This is a genomic window from Rhizobium gallicum bv. gallicum R602sp, assembly GCF_000816845.1.
GTDB lineage: Bacteria > Pseudomonadota > Alphaproteobacteria > Rhizobiales > Rhizobiaceae > Rhizobium > Rhizobium gallicum.
In genome coordinates, this window is the sequence record NZ_CP006880.1 from 2,339,364 (window position 1) to 2,354,711 (window position 15,348).

Here is a 15,348-nt window from a genome sequence, read left to right on the forward strand (position 1 = left end):
GATGAGACCATCGAAAATCGCAACGGTGATCTGCCGATTTGATCGAGCTCCTTGATGCCTGCGACATAAGCAAGCCTCTGATCAGAGTAGCGGCTGTCAGCGCCGCTGCTGGCGCCGATTGCGGCCTCCCGGTCTTGGCCTGATATGCGTGTGCCGCTGACCGCATCGAAGAGATCGACGAAACGCAGTTAAGCGCATCAATTCCCGCTTCGCGCCGGCGGCTCTGGTGGTTTAGCGATAACTGGCCTGACGAGAGAAGGTCACCGACGTCTGTTTGGGCAGTTTCGGCAAGACTTCCGTCGGCTTTTCAGCTGATGGCATGCCAATAAGCCTCGCGCCAAATCGCGAGTACCGAGTGCTCACTGCATTATTGGATTTCTCAGTTGCGCCTGCCATTCAGGCTCGTTTGACCTCCCATGGGGTAACTGCCTGGATTTCCAGGTTCCAAACAATGGGCGATATCAAAGTGCCGAATCGATCTGCCAAGGAACGAACTCGACAGTTACCAAAAGCCCACCTGCTCGCTTTTGGGCCGCTCTCCCAGTGCGGTGGCGACGATATACCTATACATCTCGCGCCTTTTCGGTTCTATCGACGTGCCTTGGACTATGTCGCCGCAGGATTGGCTCGGCAGATTAAGCGCAGCGAGCGGTTGACCGAGCGACAGGCGCTCTTCTCGATTCAGCGTGAAAATCCGCAACCCCGTCGATTGGAATGCCGCCCGTAACATGCGGATGCGAGCTCTGCATAGAGAGTCCTGCCATCCTCATTGAGCGCGACGCATTGACATACTGCTGGGTTTATGAATACTACTTGGTATCTGAAAGTGGAGGAGAGCCTGGGACACCGCTACACACAAACCAGTTCGACGACTTCTGCTTCACAGAAAAACTCACAAAAGAGGCCGCGACTACCTCGTTCAAAAGTCGTAATTGGAGGAGGAGAGTATGTTTAGAAGAATCGCCATCGCGCTGACTTTGGTCGTCACGTTCGCTACTAGCGGATCGCCCATGTGGGCTCAGTCAACCGCACCTACCGACGATGACCTGAAAGTCACTTTACTTGGAACCGGCACTCCCACATTCAACATCAGGCGGTTCGGGTTTGCAAATCTTGTACAGGCCGGTGGCATGAACATTATGATCGACAGTGGCAGGGGCGCTGGAATACGCCTGTTCCAAGCCGGCGTGTCGCCTGGAGCCATTGAGGCGATCTTTCTCACACACCTCCATTCCGATCACATCACTGGCCTGCCGGATATCCTCGCGACGGGTTATCTGGGTTGGAAGCTCATTGGCGGCAGAAAGTCGGGCTTGAACATCTACGGACCCAAAGGGACCGCCGAGATGTCTAGGGGCCTCTCGATGTTCTTCGCCGCAGATTCCGCAATCCGTTCCGCCGACGAAGGACTGAAGGCTGAAGCAATGGGTGTGAATGCGGTCGAGATCGAGGCCGGCTTGGTGTTCGAGAAGAACGGACTGAGGGTGACCGCCTTTCCCGTGAACCACGGGGAGAAGATTAAGTCGGCTTTTGGCTATCGCATCGACTACAACGGACATTCCGTCGTCTTTAGCGGCGACACGAAATACGACGAGAAGGTCGTTGCAAACGCGAAAGGCGCGGATTTATTGATCCACGAGTTCGCGGCGTCCCCGCAGGATATGCTCGACGATCCCGTCTATCAGAAAATTCTTGACCACCACACGACGCCGCGCGAGGCGGGAAAGGTTTTTGCGGAGTCCGCAGCTAAGCTTGTCGTCTTCTCTCATCAGGGATTGCTGCCGGGCAAGAATGGTCTTCCGAGTTGGGATGAAGTCGTCGCGCAAGTGCGTGAGAGCTATACTGGAGAACTCGTGATCGGCGAAGACCTGATGCAATTCCAAATCGGACAAGGCGGTAGGACCATCTTGATGAAGGGGGCGGAATGGCCCCGATAAAGCGACTGCCAAGGATGGATTGCTCTTCGGACTAATTTAAACAGTCGATCGTTGCGCGCCCGGCCTGCCGACGCCAGGAATCAGGCGAAGAGAGTGCTGGGGCGCCATGCGATTCCGGGAAACCTCGGAGCGTGCGGCCCCCTGCGGACATATTCACTGAACCTTGGATTTGCGAAGGATTTTATGGTGGATCCGTTGCTTTTGTGGGCGCCCATCGTCGCGTTTGCGTCCTGTAGCGGTCGAAGGCCCGCAACATAATCTTGGACACATTGGCGGCCTCCGGGATTGCAACGAGGCTTAGTCACTCCGCCGAAGAACCCTGCATGCGTTCTCCAGTCCGCTCCGAAAATTCGATGAATTCTCGACGCACTTCTGTGGTCAGTCAGGCGCGGAAAGCCTCCAGCAGCGGATAATTGGCACGCGATTGCGGCCAGACCGACCAATAGACCCCCGACCCAGGCACCGATCTCTCCAAGATCGGCACCAGCCGTCCTTCGGCGATTTCACTGCCGGCGAGATAATCCGGAAGAAGAGCGACACCGAGACCGGAGATCGCGTCTTGTGTCATCGTCGCGAACTGATCGAAGAGCATGCCTGGCGGCGGCCCGGCTCTTGATCATCTATGCTGCCAGAACGCCGTTCGTCTTCGCCGTCCAAGTGGCGATGTAATCCATCAAGCTGGGAGAGAGGCAATCGTAAGGCTCGAGGTTCAGCTCGCGAAGGCGAGCGCGGACAGTGTCCATTTGCGTCGGATCGGAACCGCTCTCGATGATGGAAGACACGAATGCCGCAAAACCAGGGGCCGCCCAGCGCTCTTCCTCGAAGCGCTCCGGATGCAGAAACGAGAGACCCTTGAACGGATGTTCGCGCTCGACCGGTCCATGCATGTGAACGCCGCATTCCTTGCAGGCATGCCGCTGGATGAGGGCATTGGCGTCGACGACGGCAAGCTTGTCGCCATTCTCGATCACCTCAACGTTTTCAGACGGAGCGACTGCAACGATCGAAAAGGCCGCGCCCTTTGGCTTCCAGCACTTGGTGCAGCCGCAGGCGTGATTGTGGGCGATATCGCCCATGATCTTCACTTTCACCGGATTCTTCGTGCATTCGCAGACCAGCGTGCCTCCCGCAAAGGGCACCGCACCGTTCTTCAATCCGCCATCGAGATGGGGGTGTATGCCGATATTTGCCATTGCTTCTTCCTTCGGTTTTGCCGGACACCATGCCCGGCCTTCTGACGGCTTTGCGGCAGATCAGCGGTTGAACCGCTCAGGGTGCCGCTTCAAATGGTCTTCCATGAAAGTCGAAATGAAATAATAGGAATGGCCATAGCCCTCCTGCATCCGAAGGTTCAGGCGAATGCCCGCTTGCTCGCAGGCTCTCTGCAGCTCAGAGGGACGCAGCCCGTCCTCGAGGAACGCGTCTGCCGCGCCCTGATCGACGAGGAGCTCGGGAAAACGGAAGCCATCTTCGATGAGCGCACAACTGTCGTACTGCCGCCAGGCGCCTTCGTCAGTGCCGAGATAACGCTCGAAGGCGGGTCGAGACCACCCAGCCACCGTGGGCCTCGCAATTGGCGCGAATGCAGAGCAGCTGCGGAAGCGATCGGGATGCTTCAGGGCGAGCGTAATCGCACCATGGCCCCCCATGGAATGTCCAAACACGCCCTGGCGGTCCATGTCCGCCGGGAATTCCGACGCAATAAGATGGGGAAGTTCCTCCGAGACGTAGGAATACATGCGGTAGTTCACATCGAACGGCGGGCATGTCGCGTCGAGGTAAAAGCCGGCGCCACTTCCAAACTGCCAATTGCCGGGATCGTCCGGTACGTCGTCGCCTCTGGGGCCTGTATCAGGACAGACGACAATCAGTCCCAGCAGTGCAGCGGCCCGCCTGTATTCGCCTTTTTCCATGACATTGGCATGGGTGCAGGTCAGTCCCGACAGATACCAGACCACCGGGCACGGACGCTCTTGCGCTTGCGGCGGCAGATAGACGGCGAAGGTCATATCGCAGTTGCAGGTGTCGGAGCGATGGGCGTAGACACCTTGGGTTCCGCCATACGACCGTTCGAGCGAAATTGTCTTCATGTCATAGTCCTCAATTGCCTCCGGTTGCGCCGCAGTCCGCACGGAAGCGGTTTCAGCGCTTCAGAGACTTCATAAAGCTGCCGATATGCGGGAACAGTTCCTTGAAGGGCGTATCCGCTCGGTGCCTCATGAGAACCTCTGCGAACAGCTTCAATCCGATGGTGAACTCCGCCGTCTCATCGTCAGGCAGCAGCTGCTTTTGGCGAACTGCCGAGATGATTTTGAACAGGTCGTCGTGATTGGTGGTTTGGAAAACGAGAGCTTCGTCGGCAGTGGAAGGGACGTCGCCCTCCAGCCGCTCCACCGTGACCCGGTAATTGTGAGCCATTGGCGCCTCCTTACAGTTCGACGGCGTAGTAAGTGAACCCGCCCTCGTCCTTCCCAACGCCGGAGATCGCCTCATTGATCTTTTCCAACGGCCACACCATTGGCGACATGACCGACATGTCGATGATGCCCGCCTCGACCATTGCGGCGATTTCCATGCCTTCCGCGGCAGTGAACCAGACGGAGCCGATCAGTTCCATCTGCTCGTCCATCCACCACTTGACGTCGACAGGCAAAGGTCCAGACGTTCCGCCGATGTTGACGACGCGACCGCCCCGTTTGACGCCGCCCATCGCGTCCAGCATGGAGTCGAGAGGTGCTTTCGCGCCGAGCGTATCGAGCATGAGGTCGGCGCCGCTTCCGTTGGTCTGCTCTTTGACGAAGCTTCCCGACGATCCATTGACATTCGAAAAGGTGACGATCCGGTCGGGAGCGATCGCCTTCAGCCGCTCAAGGAGCTTCTCGCCCCTGGCGACGGCGAAGACCTTTGCGATGCCCATGGCCAGCGCGAACAGCGTGGCCCCGAGCCCCAGCGTGCCGGTCGCGCCGTTAATGATCAGGGTCTTGCCCATTAGCGGCCCGCATTTCTTGAGGGCGGCGTAGGAGGTGCCAAGATAACCAAGGCGAGAGCCTTGAACGAAACTCATACTATCGGGGATCTTGATAACCTGCGCCTGCGGAGCGAGCATGAATTCGCCGAAGCCGCCGTAAGGATAGCGCGCGAACATCTCCAGGCTTTTCTGATTGTAGCCGAAGTAGCCGCCTAGGGTCCAATGTTCGCAGGCCTGCGGCTTGCCCGACGAACAATGGTGGCAAGTGCCGCAGAATCGACCCGGGTTCACATACACCCTGTCGCCAGGCTTGATGTTGACGACCTGAGGGCCGACCTCATGGACGATCCCGCTGGGATCGAGGCCATGGATTGCCGGGCGCGGCGGGAGTGGCATCTGCGGATACCAGGTTTCCCAGTTGGCCAGGACGTTCGCCAAATTCGGAACCATTCCGCAGGCTTTCACGCGGACGACGACGTCGCTTCCTGTTGCCTTCGGCCGCTCAACTTCATCAATCCTCATCGGTTGACCAACGGAATGCAGGCGCGCAGCACGCATCATTTCCATAAGCTTTACCCTCCCAAACTCAGAGATCGCAACGTATTGACATCCTATATGGATTGTGAATACCGTTTAGTATCTGAAAAAGCAAGCGGGGATTGTCAACTATCCTCGCGAACGCGGCAAAGGTCGCTTCAAGGAGGAGACATGGACTTCGTATTGATTGACTGGCTCCGCATTCTCTGCGGCGCCTGGTTTATTCCTCATCTCATCGGCAAGGGACTGCACTACGAGAAGGCTGGCGGAACATTTGAAGCGGCTGGCTTTAGGCCTGGGAAGCTGTTCGTTGGGCTTACAATGGTTGCGGAGGTGTGCGCGGCCGTTGGCATGGTTTTCTCGATATACCCCCGGGTCGCAGCCCTTTTCGGCGTGTTGGTATTGCTGGGCGCGGGCTACGCAGTTGTGAAAATCAATGGCAAAAATTGGCGCTGGCAGAAGATGGGTCCCGAGTATCCGATTTTCTGGGCACTCGTTTGTCTTCTAACGGCTCTTGTGTGACGACCACCTTTGAGGTACGCCTCGGTGTCTGGATACGCACGAAACGGATTCGCGAATGGCACGACTGACACGTGAGCAAAGTCAGGCTCGAACAAAGGAAAAGCTTTTGGCCTCCGCTTATGAAGTCATGGCACGGTACGGCTATGCCGGGGCTTCGATTGAACGCATCGCTGAAGAGGCAGGCTACTCGAAGGGGGCGTTCTATTCGAATTTCGCCAACAAGGAAGATATCTTCTTACAGCTTCTTGCTGGCAACGCGGGTGGCGACGTCGTTCAGCTAACCGAGCTTCTCGGAAAACACGATGACCCAATGGGACTGATCGATGTCTTGGCGGCGTGGGCTAACGACCGCGGCGACGACCGCCGGTGGGGCATGCTGGCGATAGAGCTTCTTCGAATGGCCCAGCATGACCACACACTTGGAGACCGGCATGTAAAACTGTTCAGGGATCAGTGGGAAGGTGTCGGCAAGATTCTGATCGACAAGCTGAACCTTGTTCTGCAGCCGCCGGCGAGCCCATTCTACATCGGCGGTATCGTTCTTGAACTCACCTATGGCGGTATTTCGAGCTTCCTCAAGGACGGGGCATCCGGGGACATGGTCCGGGTCGTGCTGCGGGAAATGTACCGATCTTCACGAGCGGCAACGCCAGCCGCGCGGGCCACTGCCTAGCCTAAATTATCGGGCCAAAATGCCGTGAGAAGCGCACGGCGCCAGCGCGTGCGCTAAGCATGACCTATGGTTTTACGCCAAAAATTTTGTGTGCGTGCGAAAGACAAAGGTCTCTTCGCAAAGCAACTTGACATCGTCAATTTCAAAGACTAGCGTTAATCCAGAAACTATCTAGTATTCGAAAACTAGATAGTATTTAACCCGCACGTGGCGACCGCTGTTGAGGAGCAGCGGGTTATGGGGGGATCATGGACAAAGTCATCGCGATAACAACCTTTCGGAGCGCGTAAGCCCGAGGGTAAGAACCTGCCCGGTTTGCAGGTCGCACACGTCGGCGACGCGCCATTAAACACTCACAGTTCGGAAATCACTGCATGCTTGGATTTGGCAACTCCCCGCAGGAGGCGCTGGTCGCGTCCCTGCTCGCCCTGGCGCTGGTCGGCGTTTTAGCATCGAGCCTGATGCGTTGGCACGGCCTGGCCCGTCTCACCGACCTCCTGATGCCCGCAGCGCTGGTGGCAGCCTATTGGCTCACCTACAACAAGGTGCCGACATTCCCGCCTGTCGGTGCGGTCAACAAGGTGTTTTACGTGATCGCTGTCGGGACGGCGATCGGTTTTGCCGCTAAGATAGCGGCCCCACGCGCCGTGCGCTTTCTCGCGCTGCTGCAGCCAGTCGCGGCCGCATTCTATGTCGGTGCGCCGCGATTGGGGACAGCGTCCTGGGAAGTGGCGCTCGCCTCCGTCGCCGGAGTGGCGGTCATGGGGATGGTTTTCTTGCGCCGGGCAACGGGCGCAGAAGACGACGTGAAGCGGGGCGGCATCGTTGCCGTACTTGCTCTCGGCTTTGCACCGATCGCCCTTCTGGGCGCATCGTCTTCCTCGTTTCAGCTCTGCCTGATGTTTGCGGGTGGATGTTTCGGAATCCTGGTCATCCACGCCGCAAAACCTGCCTTCCGTTTTGGCGGCGCCTCGTCGATCGGCGCCTTGGGCGGCATGATCGCCATTGCCGATACCGTCGTGCTGATCACACGCAAAGCCGATCTCATCGCACTTGCGGCTCTCGCTCTCTGCGTCGTGCTGCCGGCATTTTCGGAGCGTGTCTACCAAATGTTCGGGCTGTCTCGGCCATTTCCGCGCCTTTTCATCCATGTCGTCTTGGCTGCACTGCCGGCCGCCGCGGCCTTTGCCATCGCATTGGTCGATTATGGATCAAGCTTTCCAGTTTAACACCAGGAGGAGAATGAAAATGAAATACCGACTTGCAGCATTGCTACTTTCGATGACGGCGCTCGCTGGCGCAGTGTCGCCCGCCCGGGCTGCGAAATTCGACATCGATCCGGTCCATTCGGGCATTGCGTTCTACATCGACCATCTGGGATTCTCGAAAGTGATCGGCGTCGCGCAAGAGTTCTCCGGCGCGTTCGATTTCGACGTTTCCAAGCCAGACGCCAGCAGCCTCGATGTCAAGGTCAGCGTCGCTTCGATCTCGACGAACAACAAGCAGCGTGATGGGGACATTCAGGGAGCCGACTGGCTCAATGCTACCGAATTTCCGGAGATCACCTTTGTCGGCAAGGAGTTCAAAAAGACGACCGGCAACAAGGGACAGATCGTCGGAGACCTGACGATAGCGGGGGTCACGAAATCCACGACGTTGGACGTCACGTTCAACAAGGAAGGCCAGAACCCCTGGGATAAGAGCCACGTTGTCGGTTTCAGCGCCACGACCAAAGTCAAACGCAGCGATTTCGGCATGAAGGCTGCACTCGGCATGATCGGCGACGAGGTCGATCTCGTGATCCAGGTGGAAGGTCGCGAACACCAGGGATAATACAAGACCGTCAGGTCGCCTCCCGACAAAGGCGCCGTCGTATTATCGCGACGCCTTTTCCGTTGAGGGGACCTCAGGCTGCTCGCGACCGGCCAAATCTGGTGATCGACCGATTGGTGCATCGGGCGTTACTAAAGATACTTTTTAGTATGCAGATGCGTTTCGGTATGTTAACGAAGGCCGGTGCGGCTGGAGGGTGTTGAAGAAGTTGCCGCGCCGACCTGAGGGAGAGCTACGATTTTCACGATTGCGAACTCGATCACGGTTGCTCCCGCTATGTTTGTCCGGGCGCGGCTACTCCACCTCGCTCCCTATTCCTCCGACATTGGACATTGATCAATGCTCCGTCGAGGCGGGCTTGGTTTTCATCGAAAGGAAATTCTAAATGGACGTTCGCGCCGCCGTTGCCGTTCAGGCTGGAAAACCGCTGGAAGTCATGACCGTGCAGCTGGAAGGCCCGCGGGCCGGCGAGGTTCTGGTCGAGGTCAAGGCGACCGGCATCTGCCACACGGACGATTTCACGCTGTCTGGGGCCGATCCGGAGGGCCTGTTTCCGGCAATCCTCGGTCATGAGGGTGCCGGCATCGTCGTCGATGTCGGCCCGGGCGTCACTTCGGTCAAGAAGGGCGACCACGTCATTCCGCTCTACACGCCGGAATGCCGTGAATGCCCGTCCTGCCTGTCGCGCAAGACCAATCTGTGTACGGCGATCCGCGCCACCCAGGGCCAGGGGCTGATGCCGGACGGCACGAGCCGCTTTTCGATCGGCAAGGACAAGATCCATCACTACATGGGCTGCTCGACCTTTGCCAATTACACGGTGCTGCCCGAGATCGCCGTTGCCAAGGTCAATGCGGACGCTCCCTTCGACAAGATCTGCTACATCGGCTGCGGCGTCACCACCGGCATCGGCGCCGTCATCAACACCGCCAAGGTGGAGATCGGCGCAACGGCGATCGTCTTCGGCCTCGGCGGCATCGGCCTCAACGTTCTCCAGGGCCTGAAGCTTGCCGGTGCCGACATGATCATCGGTGTCGACATCAACAATGACCGCAAGGTGTGGGGCGAAAAGTTTGGCATGACGCATTTCGTCAATCCCAAGGAGGTCGGCGACGACATCGTGCCCTATCTCGTCAACATGACGAAGCGTGGCGCCGACCAGATCGGCGGCGCCGACTACACCTTCGACTGCACCGGCAACACCAAGGTGATGCGCCAGGCGCTGGAAGCCAGCCATCGCGGCTGGGGCAAGTCGGTCGTCATCGGGGTGGCCGGTGCCGGCCAGGAAATCTCCACCCGCCCGTTCCAGCTGGTCACCGGCCGCAGCTGGATGGGCACCGCCTTTGGCGGCGCGCGCGGCCGCACCGACGTGCCGAAGATCGTCGACTGGTACATGCAAGGCAAGATCCAGATCGATCCGATGATCACCCAGACGATGCCGCTCGAAGACATCAACAAGGGCTTCGAACTCATGCACAAGGGCGAAAGCATCCGCGGCGTCGTGATTTATTGAGGCCAATCGTCAGATTGCGACGCGAAGGTTTTCATTGGTTCGGCCTCAGCCGCACCGACACCAAGCGTCGCTTAGACATCAAGTGACTTTCTATAATCAAGGAGGGATACGTGCTGATAGGATCGCCTCGAGAGAGGCTCGAAGGAGAGGCGCGCGTTGCAATGACGCCCGACAGCGCCAGACAGCTTCAGAAACTCGGATATCGATGCGCCATCGAAACCGGCGCCGGCAAACGTGCGGGCTTCTCGGACGATGCCTACCGTGCTGCCGGGGTGACGGTTGTCGACAGCGCCGAAATGCTCTTTGCAAGCGCCGACGTGATCGCCAAGGTGCGGCCGCCGGAACCGAGCGAAGTGGCGAGGCTTTCGAGCGGAACGACGCTGATCTCGCTCTTCTATCCGGCACAGAATAAAGATCTTCTGGACCAGGCGAAAGCGACCGGTGCCAACGTGATTGCCATGGATATGGTGCCGCGCATTTCTCGCGCCCAAAAGATGGACGCTCTCTCTTCCATGGCCAATATCGCTGGCTATCGCGCCGTGATCGAGGCGGCTAACAATTTCGGCCGCTTCTTCACCGGCCAGGTGACGGCCGCCGGCAAGATCCCGCCGGCCAAGGTCCTGGTCATCGGTGCGGGCGTTGCCGGTCTTGCCGCGGTTGGCACCAGCGTTTCGCTCGGCGCTATCACCTATGCCTTCGACGTGCGGCCGGAAGTCGCCGAGCAGATCGAATCCATGGGCGCGGAATTCGTCTTCCTCGACTTCGAGGAACAGCAGCAAGACGGCGCTGCGATGGGCGGCTATGCCGCGCCCTCCTCGCCCGAGTTCCGCGAGGCGCAACTGAAGAAGTTCCGCGAAATCGCGCCTGACATCGACATCGTCATCACAACGGCGCTGATCCCCGGCCGCGACGCGCCGAAGCTCTGGCTTGCCGACATGGTGGCCGTGATGAAGCCGGGCTCGGTCATCATCGACCTTGCCGCCGAGCGCGGCGGCAATTGCGACCTGACCGTACCGGACCAGAAGATCATCTCGGACAACGGCGTCACCGTCATCGGCTATACCGACTTCCCAAGCCGCATGGCTGCACAGTCGTCGACGCTTTATTCGACCAACATCCGCCACATGATGACGGATCTGACCCCTAAGAAGGATGGCGTCATCGTCCACAACATGGAAGACGACGTGATCCGCGGTGCGACGGTCGCTTTCCAGGGCGAAATTACCTATCCGCCGCCGCCGCCCAAGATCCAGGCGATCGCGGCGCAGAAACCCAAGGAAAAGGCCAAGGAGCTGACTCCTGAACAAAAGCGGGCCGCAGAGGCCGCCGGCTTCAAGGCTGCGACGCGAAATCAGGTCGGGCTTCTGATCGTCGGCGGGCTGGCCATGCTCCTCATCGGTGCCTTTGCGCCGCCGGCATTCATGGGCCATTTCACCGTTTTCGCACTTGCCTGCTTCGTCGGGTTCCAGGTGATCTGGGGCGTTTCGCACTCGCTGCATACGCCGCTCATGGCCGTCACCAACGCCATCTCCGGCATCATCATCATCGGCGCGCTCTTGCAGATCACGGCGGGCGGTTGGTTGGTGACCGCTCTTGCGGCCACTTCCGTGGCGATCGCGACGATCAATATCGTCGGCGGCTTCATGGTGACGCGCCGCATGCTGAACATGTTCCAGAAGTCCTGATCGGGGCGCGGGGGATTTTACAATGTCTATCGGTATCCAGACCGCCGCTTATATAGCGGCTTCGGTTCTCTTTATCCTCGCGCTTGGCGGGCTTTCGGGCCAGGAAAGCGCCAAGCGCGCCGTATGGTACGGCATCGTCGGCATGGCGATCGCCGCCATTGCGACGGTCTTCGGGCCGGGCGTTGGCCTTTCGACGGTGCTCATCGGCATGCTCGTGTTCGGTGCGGTCATTGGCGCGGTCATGGCGCGGCGTGTCGAAATGACCGGCATGCCGCAGCTCGTGGCGGCCCTTCACTCCTTCGTCGGCCTCGCCGCGGTCTTTATCGGCCTTAACTCCGATATGACGGTGCATGAATTCGCGACGCATGCCGAACAGATCATCCACGAGGTGGAGATCTTCCTCGGAGTCTTCATCGGTGCCGTGACCTTCACCGGTTCGATCATCGCCTATGGCAAGCTTTCGGGCCGTATCGGCGGTAAAGCGCTGATCCTGCCCGGCCGCCATGCCTTCAACGGCGCGATGGTCGCAGCCTCCTTCGTCCTCTTGCTGCTCTACATGAGCGGTGCCGGCTCATGGACGCTTTATCTGATGACGTTGATTGCCTTCATCATCGGCGCGCATCTCGTCATGGCGATCGGCGGGGCCGACATGCCGGTCGTGGTTTCCATGCTCAACTCCTATTCGGGCTGGGCAGCGGCTGCGACCGGCTTCCTGCTCGGAAACGATCTTCTGATCGTCACCGGCGCCCTCGTCGGCTCCTCCGGAGCAATCCTCTCCTACATCATGTGCAAAGCCATGAACCGGCAGTTCCTGTCGGTGATCCTCGGCGGTTTCGGCAATGCCTCTGGCCCGGCGATGGCTGTCGAGGGCGAACAAGTTGCGATTGACGCCGAAGGCGCTGCCGCCGCCCTTAACGATGCCGATTCAGTCATCATCGTGCCCGGCTACGGGATGGCGGTCGCACAGGCGCAGAGTGCAGTCTCCGAGCTTACCCGGAAGCTGCGTGCAACCGGCAAGGACGTACGCTTCGCCATTCATCCGGTTGCTGGCCGCCTGCCCGGCCACATGAACGTGCTTCTGGCCGAGGCAAAGGTGCCCTACGACATCGTGTTGGAAATGGACGAAATCAACAACGATTTTCCGAATACGGATGTCGTCATCGTCATCGGTTCCAACGACATCGTCAATCCGGCCGCACAGGAAGATCCGAATTCGCCGATCGCCGGCATGCCGGTTCTGGAAGTGTGGAAAGCCAAGCAGGTGTTTGTTTCCAAGCGTGGCCAAGGCACCGGTTACTCGGGCATCGAGAACCCGTTGTTCTACAAGGAAAATACTCGAATGTATTACGGCGATGCAAAGGATTCGATCAACAAGCTGCTGCCGATAATCAACTGACCCGTTCTCGTTTTTCCTGGAGGGTGGGATGCTTTGCCCGCATGGCGGCTTCACTCCCCACGGGAGCGCAATGCGCGGATTGCCAGAACCCGATAGCGATCCAACTGCCGCATTGCAGAATCGTAAGGACGGCTCACCATTCATCATTCCGGTTGCGGCGACAGCTCAAGCAATTCGGCAGCAAAATGCCAACATTACCCTTTGAGGGGCTTCTGATTGCTTCAGCGGGAGGCGCGCAAATTGGAGAAGTCACGGACTTTGGGACCGCGGATAAGCCATTTCTCATTGCCTATGCTCGCGATCCAGAGGGAAATCTCCTCGAGCCTGAGCAGATCTAGAACCGACCACGATGCAGATCCGCAATTGTCGTAAACTGGCAATAATCCGACGGCGATGCGAACACGGAATTTTGGTCGGCGACGAACGCAAAAACTGCAGAGGTTATTTCACGGTGCCTGATTGGCGAGGGTTGGAGCCTATTGCGCCGTGTCGTCCGGTCGCAAATTGCGGGGAAAGGACGCCTTCCCATTACCATATCTCAGAGGCAGCACCCGTCGTCACAGCATGAATGTGAGAGCATAGGGTCAGTCACACCCAGCTGTCGCCGGGTCCGTTACCCGGGCGTTGTTCAACCGCCCGGGCTGTTGCGAGATTAGCGTGCGACATCCTCTGTCCGAAAGGGACCTCCCTCTAGTCTTCGGGTGCAATTCCGATGACGATACCACTGAGTGTCTCATCGAACGGTATCTGACAGGAAAGCCGGGAGTTCTCCTGGCGGTAATCGGATCCCTCGATCAGCTCTGTCTCATCTATAGAGGGAATCGGTAGACTTGCGCTCGCCGGAAGCTCCTCGACAAACACGTGGCAGGTTGCGCAGGACAGGCAGCCACCGCACATCGCCAAAAGTTCATCAAACCCACCGTTCCGGATATTCTCCATGAGCGAGGCGCCTACCCGTCCTTCGAAGCTATGGAGCTCTCCGTCCCGGGTTCGTACTGATATGGTAGCCATTTTTCCTCCACTTTTCTGCGCCTTGACGTCTCACGAGGTGACGAGGTCGATTTCCTTGAGTTGTCTCGATGTGTTCGCCAAAGCGGCGGGATCGATCCTCGCCGCGCTGTCGACAAGCTTTCGCCCCTGCACGTAATCGCGTGGTGAGTTGATGCAATCGAGGGCGAGAACTGCTCCGTTTTTCAGATAGATGACACTGAAGCTTCGGGAGACGGGATCACCTCTCGTGACAACGCTGTCGAAGCCGAAATTGAGGCCAACGGTCTGCATCTTCAGGTCGTACTGATTGGACCAGAACCACGGCATTGCGTCGTATGCCCTGAGCTCACCGCAGATAGCCTTGGCAGCGGTGGTCGCCTGATCGGTCGCATTCTGCACCGATTCAATGCGGATACCCGCACCGTTTTTGAGGCGGGCGCAGTCGCCGATGCAATAGATGTCGGGCAAGGACGTACGGCAAAACGGATCGACATCGATACCGTTTGCGCCCTCAGCTCCGGCGGCGATCAGAGGGCCGACCGACGGGATGATGCCGATTCCGACGACGACGATGTCGGCTGCAATCCTCCCCCCGGATGCAAGAATGACATTCGAGACGCGGCCGTTCACGCCCTCCAAAGAAGCAACATTGCTGTTGAGGCGGATGTCGACGCCGCGCGCCCGATGCTCGTTTTCGTAAAAGCGTGATATTGGCTCCCCTGCCACACGGGCCAGCACACGGTCAAGGGACTCGACCAGGGTCACGTCCTTGCCGATCTCCCGGAACACTGCCGCCGCTTCCAGGCCGACGTAACCGCCGCCAATGATCACGATCCTCTGGGCGTCCGGAAGCACGTTGATCAGGGCGTCGCAATCCGCCTTGCTGCGGATATAGAAAATTCCTGCCATGTCGCTGCCGGGACAGGATAGCTTCCGCGGATCGCCGCCGGCGGCCCAGACCATCTGGCCGTAGGAGAAATACTCGCCGCGATCGGTCATCACGGTGCGGGCCGTGGGATCGACCGCGCTCACATGCCGGCCAAGCAACAATTCAACCTCACGCGCACCCCAGAAATCCTGCGGGCGCAGATGCATTCTGTCGAACGTCTTCTTGCCGGCCAGGTAGTCCTTCGAAAGCGAGGGGCGGTCGTAGGGAATTTCCGGTTCAGCGCCAATCAGCGCGATGCTTCCCGTAAAGCCGGACTGCCTGAGTGCGGCCGCCGTCTGCGAACCGCCATGTCCGGCGCCGACGATCACGCAGTCGAAAGATCGGGTGAGGTTGTCCGGTGTCATG

The 15,348-nt window shown here is 58.8% G+C and carries 15 protein-coding genes; 8 read left to right on the forward strand and 7 right to left on the reverse strand.

Going from position 1 to position 15,348, the window contains the following annotated elements; all coding sequences use genetic code 11:
• Window positions 1-947: 947 nt before the first annotated feature.
• Window positions 948-1,937: an MBL fold metallo-hydrolase gene (locus RGR602_RS34210; RefSeq protein ID WP_052451898.1), complete on the forward strand. Its 990-nt coding sequence runs from the start codon at window positions 948-950 to the stop codon at window positions 1,935-1,937.
• A gap of 382 nt (window positions 1,938-2,319) precedes the next feature.
• Here RGR602_RS34210 and RGR602_RS34215 read toward each other — a convergent pair whose 3' ends face one another.
• Genes RGR602_RS34215 through RGR602_RS34235 form a run of 5 tightly spaced genes read right to left on the reverse strand, consistent with a single transcriptional unit; the run spans window position 2,320 to window position 5,472 of the window.
• A complete protein-coding gene (locus tag RGR602_RS34215; RefSeq protein WP_040116307.1) occupies window positions 2,320-2,529 on the reverse strand; it encodes a LysR substrate-binding domain-containing protein in 210 nt (69 codons plus the stop codon).
• A gap of 28 nt (window positions 2,530-2,557) precedes the next feature.
• Window positions 2,558-3,130: an S-(hydroxymethyl)glutathione synthase gene (gfa, locus tag RGR602_RS34220; RefSeq protein WP_040116308.1), complete on the reverse strand. Its 573-nt coding sequence runs from the start codon at window positions 3,128-3,130 to the stop codon at window positions 2,558-2,560.
• Between the two features lie 60 nt (window positions 3,131-3,190).
• Entirely contained in the window at window positions 3,191-4,027 is an 837-nt protein-coding gene (gene fghA / locus RGR602_RS34225) for an S-formylglutathione hydrolase (protein ID WP_040116309.1), read from the reverse strand.
• A gap of 52 nt (window positions 4,028-4,079) precedes the next feature.
• Window positions 4,080-4,355, reverse strand: coding sequence for a DUF3861 domain-containing protein (locus tag RGR602_RS34230; protein WP_040116310.1), 276 nt, complete (start codon window positions 4,353-4,355; stop codon window positions 4,080-4,082).
• Window positions 4,356-4,365: 10 nt separating this feature from the next.
• Complete coding sequence (locus RGR602_RS34235) at window positions 4,366-5,472, reverse strand: alcohol dehydrogenase catalytic domain-containing protein (protein ID WP_040116311.1); 1,107 nt, start codon at window positions 5,470-5,472, stop codon at window positions 4,366-4,368.
• 141 nt (window positions 5,473-5,613) lie between these two features.
• Here RGR602_RS34235 and RGR602_RS34240 point away from each other — a divergent pair, with 141 nt between their 5' ends.
• The 7 genes from RGR602_RS34240 to RGR602_RS34270 all read left to right on the forward strand — a co-directional run bounded on the left by RGR602_RS34240 (window position 5,614) and on the right by RGR602_RS34270 (window position 13,064).
• On the forward strand, window positions 5,614-5,964 hold the full coding sequence (locus RGR602_RS34240) for a DoxX family protein (protein ID WP_040116312.1): 351 nt from the start codon (window positions 5,614-5,616) through the stop codon (window positions 5,962-5,964).
• Between the two features lie 55 nt (window positions 5,965-6,019).
• A complete protein-coding gene (locus RGR602_RS34245; RefSeq protein WP_052451899.1) occupies window positions 6,020-6,637 on the forward strand; it encodes a TetR/AcrR family transcriptional regulator in 618 nt (205 codons plus the stop codon).
• A gap of 374 nt (window positions 6,638-7,011) precedes the next feature.
• Window positions 7,012-7,866, forward strand: coding sequence for a hypothetical protein (locus RGR602_RS34250; protein WP_040116313.1), 855 nt, complete (start codon window positions 7,012-7,014; stop codon window positions 7,864-7,866).
• 19 nt (window positions 7,867-7,885) lie between these two features.
• Window positions 7,886-8,470: a YceI family protein gene (locus RGR602_RS34255; protein WP_040116314.1), complete on the forward strand. Its 585-nt coding sequence runs from the start codon at window positions 7,886-7,888 to the stop codon at window positions 8,468-8,470.
• Between the two features lie 385 nt (window positions 8,471-8,855).
• Window positions 8,856-9,983 carry an S-(hydroxymethyl)glutathione dehydrogenase/class III alcohol dehydrogenase gene (locus tag RGR602_RS34260; protein WP_040116315.1) on the forward strand — a complete coding sequence of 376 codons (1,128 nt, stop codon included), beginning with the start codon at window positions 8,856-8,858 and terminating at the stop codon, window positions 9,981-9,983.
• A gap of 110 nt (window positions 9,984-10,093) precedes the next feature.
• Window positions 10,094-11,668: a Re/Si-specific NAD(P)(+) transhydrogenase subunit alpha gene (locus tag RGR602_RS34265; protein WP_040116316.1), complete on the forward strand. Its 1,575-nt coding sequence runs from the start codon at window positions 10,094-10,096 to the stop codon at window positions 11,666-11,668.
• 22 nt (window positions 11,669-11,690) lie between these two features.
• A complete protein-coding gene (locus RGR602_RS34270; RefSeq protein WP_040116317.1) occupies window positions 11,691-13,064 on the forward strand; it encodes an NAD(P)(+) transhydrogenase (Re/Si-specific) subunit beta in 1,374 nt (457 codons plus the stop codon).
• 690 nt (window positions 13,065-13,754) lie between these two features.
• Here the strand turns inward: RGR602_RS34270 and RGR602_RS34280 are convergent.
• Both RGR602_RS34280 and RGR602_RS34285 read right to left on the reverse strand, forming a co-directional pair.
• Window positions 13,755-14,075 (reverse strand): 2Fe-2S iron-sulfur cluster-binding protein, encoded by a 321-nt coding sequence (locus RGR602_RS34280; RefSeq protein WP_040116319.1) that lies wholly within the window; start codon window positions 14,073-14,075, stop codon window positions 13,755-13,757.
• Between the two features lie 30 nt (window positions 14,076-14,105).
• Window positions 14,106-15,347, reverse strand: coding sequence for an NAD(P)/FAD-dependent oxidoreductase (locus tag RGR602_RS34285; RefSeq protein ID WP_040116320.1), 1,242 nt, complete (start codon window positions 15,345-15,347; stop codon window positions 14,106-14,108).
• Window position 15,348 lies beyond the last annotated feature (1 nt).

Coding starts and splice junctions, on each gene's coding strand:
- RGR602_RS34210 (WP_052451898.1), top strand. CDS start 948: ATGTTTAGAAGAATCGCCATCGCGCTGACTTTGGTCGTCACGTTCGCT.
- RGR602_RS34215 (WP_040116307.1), bottom strand. CDS start 2,529: ATGCTCTTCGATCAGTTCGCGACGATGACACAAGACGCGATCTCCGGT.
- gfa (WP_040116308.1), bottom strand. CDS start 3,130: ATGGCAAATATCGGCATACACCCCCATCTCGATGGCGGATTGAAGAAC.
- fghA (WP_040116309.1), bottom strand. CDS start 4,027: ATGAAGACAATTTCGCTCGAACGGTCGTATGGCGGAACCCAAGGTGTC.
- RGR602_RS34230 (WP_040116310.1), bottom strand. CDS start 4,355: ATGGCTCACAATTACCGGGTCACGGTGGAGCGGCTGGAGGGCGACGTC.
- RGR602_RS34235 (WP_040116311.1), bottom strand. CDS start 5,472: ATGGAAATGATGCGTGCTGCGCGCCTGCATTCCGTTGGTCAACCGATG.
- RGR602_RS34240 (WP_040116312.1), top strand. CDS start 5,614: ATGGACTTCGTATTGATTGACTGGCTCCGCATTCTCTGCGGCGCCTGG.
- RGR602_RS34245 (WP_052451899.1), top strand. CDS start 6,020: ATGGCACGACTGACACGTGAGCAAAGTCAGGCTCGAACAAAGGAAAAG.
- RGR602_RS34250 (WP_040116313.1), top strand. CDS start 7,012: ATGCTTGGATTTGGCAACTCCCCGCAGGAGGCGCTGGTCGCGTCCCTG.
- RGR602_RS34255 (WP_040116314.1), top strand. CDS start 7,886: ATGAAATACCGACTTGCAGCATTGCTACTTTCGATGACGGCGCTCGCT.
- RGR602_RS34260 (WP_040116315.1), top strand. CDS start 8,856: ATGGACGTTCGCGCCGCCGTTGCCGTTCAGGCTGGAAAACCGCTGGAA.
- RGR602_RS34270 (WP_040116317.1), top strand. CDS start 11,691: ATGTCTATCGGTATCCAGACCGCCGCTTATATAGCGGCTTCGGTTCTC.
- RGR602_RS34280 (WP_040116319.1), bottom strand. CDS start 14,075: ATGGCTACCATATCAGTACGAACCCGGGACGGAGAGCTCCATAGCTTC.
- RGR602_RS34285 (WP_040116320.1), bottom strand. CDS start 15,347: ATGACACCGGACAACCTCACCCGATCTTTCGACTGCGTGATCGTCGGC.